Genomic DNA, 12,596 nt, shown 5'->3' with positions numbered 1-12,596 from the left:
ATGCCCCAGCATAATAAAGTTTTTTTGCTTCTTTTTGTTCACAAAAAGAAGCCTTCCTTTAAGCTTCTCGCTTCATCTCGATCAGCTTGACCAACGCATAAAGGGCACGGTTGACCGGTACGGAAATGTTCAGCTCGCGCCCCTTCCTCACGATATATCCGTTCAGATAATCAATCTCGCTCGGTTTCTGGCGGGCGAGATCTTGAGCGGTCGACGAACGCTGGGAAGGCATCATCAATGGCGTCTGCTTGACCTCGTGCCACGTGTCTCCAGGCACGGACACACCCAGCGCATCGGCGATCGATAGGCATTCCTGCATGACATCCTGCAAGACGCCGTCAATCTCCGGGCCCTGTGCCACCGTCCCGTAGGGCAACTGGGTGATCGCCGAGAGGGCGTTATACGCGCAGTTCAAAATGAGCTTGGCCCACAACGCGCCGGCAGTATTTTCCGACACTTCGGTGGGAATTCCCGCTGCCGTGAACATCGCGGCCAGTTCAGGACTCCGGGCCGATGCGGCGAGCACCAGCCCTCCCCTTCCGTGATGCCGGACATGGTTGGGTGCCGCCATATCCGTGGCGACATAGACCACTGCGGCGATGATGGTCTGGGGCAGAAGTTGCTGCAAGCGCTCCGCGTTCTCGACGCCGTTTTGGAAACTTAAGATCACGGTGTCGGGAGACAGGAACGGGGCCATCGCTTTGGCCGCTGTCTCCGTATCACTCGATTTCACTGCAAACAGCACGATTTCGGATGTGGCGACAACACTTGGATCGGCGGATGCCTGCACCGTGAGGCGCGTCAGTGTGCCGCCCTTTTCGAGTTGCAGCCCGTGTTCGCGCAGGGCTGAAACCTGGCCGGACCGGCCGATGAACGTCACATCATGCCCAGCCTGAACCAGCATGGCACCATAGTAACTGCCGACGGCGCCGGCGCCCATAACAGAAATCTTCATTCTGATCCTCTCTCCTATTGCGTGGAAAGTGGCCGCTTTTTGAAAAAAGCGGCGCAAAAACTTTATTTATGCTGGGCCATGGGCAATGTCGCCGCAACGCCCCTGGCCCAGATTAAATAAAGTTTTTTTGCTTCTTTTTGTTCACAAAAAGAAGCCTTCCCTTTCCTTATTGTTCTCGCGCCGGCACGGCCTGGGCGACCGCCTTGGGCGGTGCGGCGGGGATGGGCACGCCCAGCAGCGGGTCGAGCTGCGGCTGCAGCGCCTTCAGGAGCTGTGCGGTCATCGCGCTGGTGAAGGTGAAACCGCCCGCATGCGCGCCGGGAACGTAGGCCGTGGCGGTGCCAAAAAACCGGTCACCGAGGAAAAAGACAAAGGTGGCGGTGCGGTCCACCACCCGCTCCCCACGCGGCGCGCCGCCGGGACCGTAGATATGATAGCGGTTGTCGCCACTGCCCGTCTTGCCGCCGACCAACATCAAACCGCCATCCGCCCTGTGATAGGTCCCGGCCAGCAGCTTCGCGGTGCCGCCCTGAACGACACCCATCAGGGCCTGACGCACAGTGTCCGCGACCGCCGGGTCGATCACGCGCCGTGGGTCCGGTTTGGTGGTGAAATCGGTCTGGTAAGGCGTACCGTCGGCGAAATCGAAGCTGTCGAAATCGACGGTCGGCAACTTCACGCCGCCATTCATGACGATGCCCATCAGGGTGGCGAGCGCATCCGGCCGGTCGCCCGAGGCGCCGAGCGTGGTGCCGAGCGAGGGCACGAGATGGTCGAACGGATAGCCCTGGCGCCGCCAGTCCTGCCAGATGCGCGCAAAAGCGTCCTGCTCGACGATCGTCTCGATACGGACATTCTGCTGAAACGTTTTGCCCGGCCTGAACAGCCAGACATAGGATTGATCGATCGCCGCCGGGCTCGCCTTGGCGACGTCATTCCAGGCGGCATGCGGATGAGTCTGCAGATAGGAGACGAGCCAGATTTCCAGCGGATGGACGCCGGCGACATAGGCTTCGTCGTTCAGCGACATTCCGCCCCCGGCAAATTCCGCGTAGAGTTTGCCGAGCCGCTCCGGGTCAAGTTCGGAAAACGCCTGTTTCGGCAGATGCTGGCGCAGGAACTCGGTCATTGCTGCTTCGCTTGCCTGGGGAAATATCGCGAGAAACACGTCGGCAAGATGGCTGGCGAGGGGCTTGGCGTGGTTGGCCAACCTATCCAGTGCCTGTTGCGGCGTCAGGCCCTGATCGCCCTGGTAGAAGTGATAGAGGAAATGGAGCCCCTCGGCCTGAATGAAGCGCTCCAGATAGGCTTTTCGCGCCGGATCGTGCGGGTTGCCGAGCAGGGATTTTTCGTCGATGCCGGCGGCGGCGATCTCGTAATCGCGGACGTCGCGCATCAGCCGGACAAAGGCGCAGTTGATCGAATTCTCGAAGGCATATTCGACGGTCGGGACCGTGCTGTCCTCCCAGGGCTCGAAATTGCCGAAACTGTTCTCGCCGCCGCCGGTGAAGAAGGTGACTGGAGCCGCCGAATAAGTGCGCTGCATCGCGGCGGCCAGCATCGGTTTCAGGCTGCGGTCTTTGGCGCCGGCGAGATAACCGGCGGCCCAACGCGTGAGCACATCCGGCGCCGTCGCGGCGATATGCCACAGTGCCGAGGTGCTGAGCGGTGCCAGGCGGTGATTAAGGCCCGTCATGATGTCAAGATAGGTGATCAGCGTGCGTAGCTTGGCGGTCGAGCCGAGCTGGAGTTCGGCGCCGGAATTGATGTCGAACGGCGCGTTAAGGCTGTCGGCGTGGACGCGCGCGTAATTGGCGTCGGCGCCACGTTCGTAGAGCACAAAACTCCAGTTGATGAGGGCCGGGCTGGGGGTGGCGCCGCTCAGCATGTATTTGCCCACCAATCCCAGCGACTTGTCATACGCGGGGTCATCGAGGCGGGTGAGCACTTCGGTCACTCGCTGTTGCGCCGCCTCGTCGATGCTGGTGTGGACCGTGAGGTCGGAGCGGTCGAGACTCCAGGTGCTCGGCACATTCAGCAGGGATAGCAACTTGGCCTGCAGCCAGTCGGTCGCCTTGTTGTCGACGAAGGAGAAGGGGGCAGGCGGCGGCATACCGTCGCGGAAGGGCAACCGGCTGGCCAGTGCGGCATCGCGCAGTTCCGGCGAGATGATGCCGGCGCGGCCAAGCTGGCGCAGGTAATAATCCGTCAGCGCCTCGAGGGCGGCGCGGTTCTGGAGCAGGTAATAGGCCGGCCGCCGCCCCGCCAGGAGCAGGCTCAGCATCTCGCGATAGGCTTCGCCCTGGCCGGCCATCGCGGCAGGGGTTGTGGCCGGCGCCATCAAGGTGCTGCCTGCCGAGGTAAAATCCGTGCCGTACCAGATCCACATCGCCTCGGGCAGGCCGATGACCTCGCCATAGCCGGGATAGGAGGCGAGCGGGGTGGAATTCAGATAGGTCGTGAGGATGTTCCGGCGGGCCGGCAGCGTGTCGGGCCCGTCCCGGTAGGCATCGGCCGCGGCGGTCACCATCTGGCGCAGCTTCTCGCCGATGCTGTCGGTCCGGCCGCCCGGGGACTCGCGAAATTTAACGATCTGGGTTGCGAGCGTGCTGGCGCCGCCGCGCTGCCAGTGGCGGTTGATCATGCCGGCCAGGCGCCCCCCGGCGGCGAGCAGGAAGCGATTCCATTCGACCGCCGGATCGCGCTGCGGTTCCGCGCTGTCGAGCAGGTGGTGGTCCTCGATGAACATCAGGCTGTTCGCGACCACCGGCGGGATCTCATTGAACTGTTGATAGACGCGTTGCGGAAAGCGCGCGCTGACCAGGGGCACGCCGCTGCGGTCGAACATCTGCAGGCCGGCCTGCCGTTTGGGCGTGTAGAGCGTGTAGCCGCCATGCGCCACGAACCAGTCGAGTCGCGGCGACCAACGAGCCTGGCGGCTGATTTGAAGCTGGTGCGCCGTTAGCGAGGGAATAATCGCAGGTAGTTCGGCGTAGCCGAGGCGTACGTCATAGGGGCCAGGGCCGGGAAAGCGGATCGACGGGCTCGGCCCGGGCGCCACATCGTAGAAGACGCCGCGATCAAACCAGGTGAAAAAACGCGCCTGCAAATAGGAGGTGCGGGCCTCCGTGGCCGCGCCCCAGCCCAGCAAAAGCATTACGACCAGCCAGGTGAGCCAATACAGCGTCCTAATCAAGCTGCCGAACAACCGGCGCAGCTTGCCGCCCTCTTTCCCTGCCTTCTGGCTGTCGTGGAGATTTCGTCCCCACGCTGCCCCCATCATTAATATGTCCTCTCGCGTCCTTAGCCCATAGTTTCACAATTTACTGGGCCTCGACCCGCAGGTTTCGCGTCAGCCTCGGTTCCTGGTGCGGTGCTTTTGTCAAAGTGTTTCTCTACCCAGCGTCTTGCATCCGCCGAGGATTATATACGAAACGCGCGCGAACCGGTCGCGCTTTCTGCCGAGATGCTACAAAAATGCGATGATGTTTGCGTGAAGGTCACGGTTTGCCGGTCGCATGAGGCAGCGCGGTCTTGATCGGCAAACATCGTCGACGAAAAATGCAAAAGCGCGGCGCGTGATAACCCACACGCCGCGCCCCGACAGCTCAAGTTTCAGGATGTCAGATGCTGTCCAGCGCCTCGCGGCCGACGATCACCGCGGCCGGGGCCGGCGTGCCGCTCGATGTGAGCCAGCGGCGCCGCATCGGCTTGAGAACGAAGAGAGCCAGCAGGGCCGTCACGAAATTCATCGCGATGACCAGTTCGAACACCGGCATCCAGGACCCCGTGGCTTTGTGCAGCAGGGCGGCGAGCGGGCCGCCCAGCACCCCAGCCACGCCAAAGGCAAGGTAAAGGAAGCCGTAATTGGCGGTGGCGTGCTTCGGGCCGAACGTGTCGGTCAGCGTCGAGGGGAACAGGGAAAAGATCTCGCCCCAGCCGAAGAACACCACGCCGGACATCAGCACGAACACCGTCGCATCGTTGCGCGTCAGCAGCCAAATGGCGATCGCCAACCCTTCGATGCCGAAGGCGATCAACATGGTGTTTTCGCGGCCGATCTGGTCGGACACCCAGCCGAAGAATGGGCGGGTCAGGCCGTTGGTGATGCGGTCGATCGACAGCGCCAAAGGCAGCGCCGGCAGGCCGAACACCAGCGCGTCGCCCAAGCCCCAATCGCGGGAAAAGGCGCCGAACTGAGAAATGACCATCAGGCCGGAGGCCGCCATCATCGTCATCATGGCAAACATCAGCCAGAACAGCGGGGTGCGCAGCATCTGGCCGGAGGTGAAGCTGGCGGTGCCCTCCTTCACTGCCGGGTGGGCGACCGAGGCAGCCCGCGGCGCCGCCGTCTCCCAGGCCGGGTCGGGACGCTTCAGGCCGAGCGCCGCGGCGATGCCGACGGCGCCGAGGATGATGCCCCATTCGAGCAGCGCATGCTGATAACCGGCCGCCTTGATCGCCGCGGAAATCGGGAAGGTGGTGAGGACCGCGCCGAAACCGTAGCCGGCGGCGACCATGCCGGTCGCGAAGCCGCGCCGATCCGGGAACCACTGCACCATGTGGCCGACGACACCGACATAAATCATGCCGGTGCCGATGCCGCCCAGCAGACCATAGGTGAGGTACAGACCCATGACGGTGGTGACGTGCGAGGCCAGGACCCAGCTCAGGCCGGTAAACAGCGCGCCGGTCGAAAGCAGCAGGCGCGGCCCGAATTTGCCGATCAGCCAGCCCTGGAAGGGGGACAGGAAGGTTTGCAGCAGGACCAGCAGGGAGAACGTCACCTGGATCGCGGGTAGTCCCACATGGAACGCCGAAGTCATGGGCTTGGTGAACAGCGCCCACACATATTGAGGGCTGGAGATGGCGGCCATGCAGATGAGCCCCAGGCCAAGCTGGACCCAGCGCTGCGCCGGCATAGTGTTCGTTTTCGTCATTCTATCTATCTTCCTGTTGCCCACGGAATGGGCGGCTTGAAATCAACGGCCGCTTGTCAGGCGCCGGGCGAACGAAAGACCTCGCGGTGCCCGGCGGGGCCGCCGCGGGGTCCTTCCCCACCAGCGTTCTTCTGCAACGCGCCGGCAGCAGCCGAACGCGCATCCAAGAGAACAAAGAGTTTTAAGCAAGACATGTGCCAATCCGTGGGTGCGCGAAGCGGCGCGCTCGGAAAGAAGCCGCTTTTTGAAAAAAGCGGCGCAAAAACTTCTGTTATGCTGGGCCTGAGGCTTTGTCGGCGACAACGCCCATGCCCCAGCATAATAAAAGTTTTTGCGCCGCTTTTTTCAAAAAGCGGCCGCTTCCTTCTAGAGCCAAATTGGCACACGTCTTGCATTAAAATTCTTGTTCTCTCGGAGACGCGCTCGCCTCGTGCCGCGCGTTGAAGGCGAACGCTGGTGGGGGAAGGACCCCGCGGCGGCCTTCCCGGCACCGCGAGGCCCCTCCCCAGCCAGGCGACTGACAAGCGGCCGTTGATTTCAAGCTGCCCATTCCGTGGGCAACAGGAAGGTAGAATGACGAAAACAAATACGACGCCGGCGACCCGCTGGATCCAGCTCGCCCTGGGGCTCATCTGCATGGCGGCCATCTCCAGCCCTCAATATGTGTGGGCGCTGTTCACCAAGCCCATGACCTCGACGCTGCATGTCGGGCTGCCGGCGCTCCAGGTGACGTTCTCCCTGCTGGTCCTGCTGCAAACCTTCGTGGGGCCCTTCCAGGGCTGGCTGATCGGAAAATTCGGGCCGCGCCTGCTGCTTTCGGCCGGCGCGCTGTTCTCCGGCCTGAGCTGGGTCCTGGCCTCGCACGTCACCACCGTGATGGGCCTCTACCTCACCTACGGCCTGTTTGGCGGCATCGGCACCGGCATGATCTATGTCGGCGTGGTCGGCCACATGGTGCAATGGTTCCCCGACCGGCGCGGTTTCGCCACCGGCATGGTCGCCGCCGGCTATGGGTTTGGCGCGGTCCTCACCACCTTCCCGATTTCCGCGGCGATCAAGGCGGCCGGCTATCAGCATGCGCTGCTCGAATGGGGCATCATCCTCGGCGCCGTCGGCATCCTCGCGGCGCTCGGCCTGAAGCGTCCTGACCCGGCCTGGGAGACGAAGGCGGTGCAGGCCGCCTCGACCGCCCACCCGGCCGTGAAGGAGAGCACCAAGAGCTTCACCTCCGGGCAGATGCTGCGCAACCCGATCTTCTGGCTGATGTTCGTCATGATGACGATGATGTCGACCTCGGGCCTGATGGTCATCTCCCAGTTCGGCGCCTTCTCCCGGGAGTGGGGCCTGGCCGACGCTCTGGTGTTCGGCCTGCCGGCGCTGCCTCTGGCCCTGTCGATCGACCGCATCACCAACGGCCTGACCCGCCCCGTCTTCGGTTGGGTGTCCGACCAGATCGGCCGCGAAAACACCATGCTGCTGGCTTTCGGCGTTGAAGGGCTGGCGATCATCGCCTGGCTGCTGACGCGTAACGACGCGACCGTGTTCGTGCTGCTGTCCGGCGTGGTGTTCTTCGGCTGGGGCGAGATCTTCTCCCTGTTCCCCTCGACCCTGGCCGACACGTTCGGCCCGGACCACGCCACCGCGAATTACGGCTTCCTCTATCTGTCGTTCGGCGTGGGGGGGATTCTGGGCGGTCCGCTCGCCGCCCTGCTGCACAAAGCGACCGGGTCCTGGGTACCGGTGTTCGAACTGATCATCGCCATGAACTTCGCGACCGCCCTGCTGGCTGTCTTCGTCCTCAAGCCGCTGCGCCGCCGCTGGTTCGCCGCCAACGGCAAGCCGACCCCGGCCGCTGCGATCGTCGGCCGCACGGCACTGGACAGCGTCTAACGGTCTACACCTGGAGCGTGATGGCTTTAAATCGATCACGCTCCAGCCAGAAGAAAGCGGCCGCTTTTTAAAAAAAGCGGCGCAAAAACTTTTGTTATGCTGGGCCTGAGGCGCTGAAACAGCACAGTCCCAAAGGAGCAAAAAGCTACTTTTTGTTCACAAAAAGTAGCCTTCCTTTTCCCTTCCGACCGTGTCCTTCACGCAAACATCATCGATGTTTTGCCGCACCTCCCCAGAAAGCGCGCCCGAATCTCCCGCATTTCGTCTATAATAGGCAGCGGTTGCAAGACGCTGGGTAGGAGAGGCTTCGCTAAAAAGCGCCACGCCCGAAATCGAGGCTGACGCGAAACCTGCCGGTCGAGGGCCCGAAAAAATGTGAGGCGGTGGGCGAAGGACAAGGGAGGAAACAGCAATGGCGGGGGCGGCGTGGGAGCGAATTCTCCTCAGCCGGAAGGCCGGGAAAGTGTCAGACAAGCTGCGGCGGTTTTTCCTCGGCGGGGTCAGGATGCTCTATTGGCTTGCCGTGTTGGTCGTGCTGCTCCTGCTGGGCTGGGGCTTGGCCACCGAGGCCCGCACCTCCTATTTACAGGCCCGTTTCTTCACCTGGTTTGATCGCGACATCTCCACTGACGTGGCGCCGGGGGCGAGCACATCGATCCGCTTTCCGGGCCTTGGTCCTTATGACGTACGCCTCGGCTACGCCGAACTGCCCGAGATCATCCCCTCGTTAACGGCGCATCAGCTCCAAATCAGCCGCCAGGCACGCTGGTCGCCGCGGCTCGACTGGTTCGTGGCGCATGGCGGCTACACACTCTACACCCCCAAACGCCAGGCCGGGCTGCAGATGTACGACCGCAGCGGCGTGACCCTGTTCAGCGCGCGCTTTCCGCAACACGTCTATCAACAGTTCGATGAGATCCCGCCGGTGGTCGCGAACAGCCTGATGTCCATCGAGGACCGCGACCTGCTCAACAACGCGGAGCCGCGGCGCGATCCGGCGATCGAATGGAACCGCTTCCTGCTGGCCGCCGGGGCGCGCCTCGCCGGCATGATCGACCGCCACTGGCAGCGCGGCGGCGCCAGCACGCTCGCGACCCAGACCGTCAAATTCCGCGAATCCCCCGGAGGGCGGACCGACAGCATCGACGAGAAGCTGCGCCAGATGGTGACCGCCGCCGCCGACGCCTACCGCGACGGCCCCGACACGCTGCCGGCCCGCCAGAACATTCTCACGACCTATCTGAACTCCACACCGCTCGCCTCCTACCCCGGCTATGGCGAGGTCATCGGCCTGCCCGAAGCGATGTGGATCTGGTACGGCACGGATTTCGCCGCGGCCGACAGCATCTTAAAGGCGCCGGCCACGACCCCGGATGCGGTGGCCCGCCAGGGCCAGGTCTACCGCGAAATGCTGAGCCTGCTGCTCGCGGGACGGCGGCCGGCCTATTACCTGCTTCAGAACCGTGCCGCCCTCGCGGCGCTGACGGACTATTATCTGCGCCAGTTTGGCCGCACCGGCATTATCTCGCCTTCACTGCGCGATGCCGCATTGGCGAGTTCGCTGCCCTTCCGCGACGGCATGCCGCCGCCCGCCCCCTTCTCCTTCGTCGACCACAAGGCGACCGACTGGATGCAGGCCGAGCTGCTGTCCCTGCTGCATGTGTCGGACACCTGGAGTCTCGACCGCTTCGACCTCACGGTCCGCACCAGCATCGACGAGGCGGCGCAGCAGCGGGTCATCGCCGTGCTCACCCGCCTCGGCGACCCCGCCTATGACAAGTCGCTGGGTCTGATGGGCAAGTACCTGCTGAGCGGCGCCACCCCCAACCCCTCCGTCATCAACTGGAGCTTTGTGCTCTACGAACGCGGCGCCGACGCCAATTACGTGCGCGTCCACGCCGACAGCCTCAACGCGCCGTTCGACATCAATTCCGGCGCCAAGCTCCAGCTCGGCTCGACCGCCAAGCTGCGCACGCTGATCACCTATCTCGACATCATGACGGACCTGAATCACCACCTGGCGCCACTCCCGCCGGCGGACCTGCAGCACATCGCCGCGACGGCGCCGGATGCGCTCACGCGCTGGGCCGCCGGTTATCTCGCCACCGCCAAAGACCGCAGCCTGAAGCCGATGCTCGCCGCCGCGATGCAGCGCACCTATTCGGCGGCCCCTGTCACCTTCTTCACCGGCGGCGGCGAAAACAGTTTCGGCAATTTCGAACCCTGGGAGGACAGCACGGTCCCGACCGTCCAATTTGCCTTCGAGAATTCGATCAACTGCGCCTTTGTCCGGGTGTTGCGCGATGTCCGCGATTACGAAATCGCCGCCGCCGGCATCGACGAAAGATCCCTGCTCGACAATCCGGACGACACGGCGCGACAAGCCTATCTGGAGCGCTTCATCCAGGCCGAAGGCCTCCACTTCCTCTATCGCTTCTACGAGGACGATAAGGGCCTGACGCCACAGCAGGCGCTCGACCGGCTCGCCAGCCACACCCACCCCCTGGCCAGCCATCTTGCCGACGTGTTTCTCGCAATCACGCCGCAGGCAAGCGAAGCGGCCATGACAGACTTCGTGCGCCAGCACATGCCGAAACAGAGTTTTGCCGAAATTACCCCAGACCGGCTCGACAAACTCTACGCGCAATTCGCCGAGAACAAACTGTCGCTGAACGACGAGGCCTATGTCGCCGGCGTCCACCCGCTCGAAATCTGGCTCGTCACCTATCTGCAGACCCATCCAAATGCCGATTGGAACGAGATCGCCAAAGCGAGCCCGGCGGCGATTGATCAGTCCTATGTCTGGCTGTTCAGGCGGGGCAAGACGTTCCAGCAGAATGTCCGCATCGAGACGATCGTCGAGCAGGACGCTTTTGCCCGCATCTGGCAGGACTGGCGGCGCCAGGGCTATCCGTTCGACCATCTCGTGCCCTCGCTCGGCACCACGATCGGCGCCTCGGGCGACCGGCCTGATGCGCTCGCCACCGTGATGGGCATCGTCATGAATGGCGGCGTGAGGGTGCCGACGGTCGATTTCGACAGTCTCGCTTTCGCCGACGGCACGCCCTACCAGACCGATTTCACGACCCGACCGGACCCGCAGCGCGTGCTGGACCCGGCGGTCGCGGACACCGTGCGACAGGCCCTGATGGGCGTCGTCCAGACCGGCACCGCGAAGCTGCTGGCCGGCACCTATCACATGGCGAATGGCAGCCTGATGCCGATCGGCGGCAAGACCGGCAGTGGCGATAACCGTTATCATATCTACGGTTCCGGCGGCGCGCTGCGCGGAGAGCGGGTGGTGGACCGCACCGCCACCTTCGTCTTCTTCCTCGGTGACCGGTTCTTCGGCACCGTCACGGCCTACGTTCCCGGCCCTCACGCCGCAGGCTTCACCTTCACCAGCGCGATAGCCGCGCAGCTCCTGAAGGCGCTGCAGCCTCAGTTGGATCCGCTGCTGGGCGTGCCCATCCCCGCCGCGCCGCCCAAGGCGATCGCCCAGGCCGTGCCGACACAGTAGAAGCGAAGGGAAGGCTACTTTTTGTGAACAAAAAGTAGCAAAAAAACTTTGTTATGGTGGGCCATGGGCGCTGGCGCCGCCAGCGCCCATGGCCCACCATAAACAAAAGTTTTGCGCCGCTTTGGCTCGAAAAGCGGCCACTTAACTTCGCAATAGGAGTCAGAATGAAGATTTCCGTGATGGGAGCCGGGGCTGTCGGCAGTTTCTATGGCGCCATGCTGGTCCAGGCCGGGCATGACGTGACACTGATCGGCCGGCCCGGCCAGGTTTCAGCCTTGCGCGAACACGGGCTGCAATTCGAAAAGGGCGGCGCGGTGACGCGCCTCGCGGTGCAGGCATCCGCCGACCCAAGCGCGGTTTCCGCATCGGACATCGTCATTTTTTCCGTGAAGTCGAGCGATACGGAGGAAGCGGCCAAAGCGATGGCCCCCTTCCTATCGCCCGACACCCTTGTCCTGAGTTTTCAAAACGGCGTCGAGAACGCCGAGCGCCTGCAGCAACTTCTGCCTCAGACCGTGATCGCCGCGGTGGTCTATGTCGCCACGGATATGGTGGCGCCCAATCACGTCCGGCATCACGGCAGAGGGGAGCTGGTCCTCGCCGCGTCGGCCCGCAGCCCTGAACTGGCCGCGATGTTCACAGCGGCAGGCATTCCCACCGAAGTGTCGGAAAACACGACCGGTGCGTTGTGGGCCAAGCTCATTTTGAATTGCGCATATAACGCCCTCTCGGCGATCACTCAGCTGCCCTACGGCACACTGGCGCAAGGGAAAGAGATTGACGGCGTCTTGCAGGATGTCGTGCAGGAATGCCTGTCGATCGCCGCGGCGCTGGGCGTGTCCGTGCCCGGAGATACGTGGCACGCGGTCCGCCATGTCCCGCTGACGATGCCCTCTCAACGGTCATCGACCGCTCAGGACCTTGCGCGCCAGAAACCGAGCGAAATCGATTATCTGAACGGATACATCGTGCGGAAAGGGCGCGAACTGAACATCCAAGTACCGGTCAACCGTGCGCTTTATGCCCTGGTCAAGCTGGTCGAGATGAAGAAGGAAGCTTAGAGAAAGGCTACTTTTTGTGAACAAAAAGTAGCAAAAAAACTTTGTTAGTTCGGGTCATGGGCGTTGTCGCCAACACCGCCCTTGACCCAGCATAGCCAAAAGTTTTTGCGCCGCTTTTTTCAAAAAGCGGCTACTTTCTTTAGGGAAATTTCTTCCGCGTATACAACCAGGCGATGACGTAGAAGAGCAGATAAATCACCGGCACCACAAGGATGAAGCCTTCGAGGATA

6 protein-coding genes are annotated in these 12,596 nt (G+C 63.0%); 3 read left to right on the top strand and 3 right to left on the bottom strand.

What is annotated here, in order from left to right:
• Positions 1-58: 58 nt before the first annotated feature.
• From VGG47_RS05705 to oxlT (VGG47_RS05695), 3 genes are all read right to left on the bottom strand, one after another.
• A complete protein-coding gene (locus VGG47_RS05705; RefSeq protein ID WP_331536327.1) occupies positions 59-955 on the bottom strand; it encodes a ketopantoate reductase family protein in 897 nt (298 codons plus the stop codon).
• Positions 956-1,121: 166 nt separating this feature from the next.
• Positions 1,122-4,238 carry a transglycosylase domain-containing protein gene (locus tag VGG47_RS05700; protein WP_331536325.1) on the bottom strand — a complete coding sequence of 1,039 codons (3,117 nt, stop codon included), beginning with the start codon at positions 4,236-4,238 and terminating at the stop codon, positions 1,122-1,124.
• A 340-nt stretch (positions 4,239-4,578) separates the two neighbouring features.
• The gene (gene oxlT, locus VGG47_RS05695) at positions 4,579-5,895 is read right to left on the bottom strand and encodes an oxalate/formate MFS antiporter (protein WP_331536323.1); all 1,317 of its coding nucleotides are present in this window, start codon (positions 5,893-5,895) and stop codon (positions 4,579-4,581) included.
• Positions 5,896-6,468: 573 nt separating this feature from the next.
• On the opposite strand from oxlT (VGG47_RS05695), the gene oxlT (VGG47_RS05690) reads away from it, so the two are divergent.
• From oxlT (VGG47_RS05690) to VGG47_RS05680, 3 genes are all read left to right on the top strand, one after another.
• The gene (gene oxlT / locus VGG47_RS05690) at positions 6,469-7,785 is read left to right on the top strand and encodes an oxalate/formate MFS antiporter (RefSeq protein WP_331536321.1); all 1,317 of its coding nucleotides are present in this window, start codon (positions 6,469-6,471) and stop codon (positions 7,783-7,785) included.
• A 412-nt stretch (positions 7,786-8,197) separates the two neighbouring features.
• Positions 8,198-11,305 carry a transglycosylase domain-containing protein gene (locus tag VGG47_RS05685; protein WP_331536319.1) on the top strand — a complete coding sequence of 1,036 codons (3,108 nt, stop codon included), beginning with the start codon at positions 8,198-8,200 and terminating at the stop codon, positions 11,303-11,305.
• Between the two features lie 164 nt (positions 11,306-11,469).
• Positions 11,470-12,366: a ketopantoate reductase family protein gene (locus tag VGG47_RS05680; protein ID WP_331536317.1), complete on the top strand. Its 897-nt coding sequence runs from the start codon at positions 11,470-11,472 to the stop codon at positions 12,364-12,366.
• The last annotated feature ends 230 nt before the right edge of the window (positions 12,367-12,596 follow it).

The sequence above is a fragment of the Acidocella sp. genome, from assembly GCF_036489515.1.
In the GTDB taxonomy this organism is placed as follows: domain Bacteria; phylum Pseudomonadota; class Alphaproteobacteria; order Acetobacterales; family Acetobacteraceae; genus Acidocella.
This window is presented reverse-complemented; position numbering and strand designations above follow the sequence as displayed.

Bases quoted from the DNA above. Each gene is read 5' to 3' on its own strand.
- VGG47_RS05705 (WP_331536327.1), bottom strand. From the start codon at position 955: ATGAAGATTTCTGTTATGGGCGCCGGCGCCGTCGGCAGTTACTATGGT.
- VGG47_RS05700 (WP_331536325.1), bottom strand. From the start codon at position 4,238: ATGATGGGGGCAGCGTGGGGACGAAATCTCCACGACAGCCAGAAGGCA.
- VGG47_RS05680 (WP_331536317.1), top strand. From the start codon at position 11,470: ATGAAGATTTCCGTGATGGGAGCCGGGGCTGTCGGCAGTTTCTATGGC.
- VGG47_RS05685 (WP_331536319.1), top strand. From the start codon at position 8,198: ATGGCGGGGGCGGCGTGGGAGCGAATTCTCCTCAGCCGGAAGGCCGGG.
- oxlT (WP_331536323.1), bottom strand. From the start codon at position 5,895: ATGACGAAAACGAACACTATGCCGGCGCAGCGCTGGGTCCAGCTTGGC.
- oxlT (WP_331536321.1), top strand. From the start codon at position 6,469: ATGACGAAAACAAATACGACGCCGGCGACCCGCTGGATCCAGCTCGCC.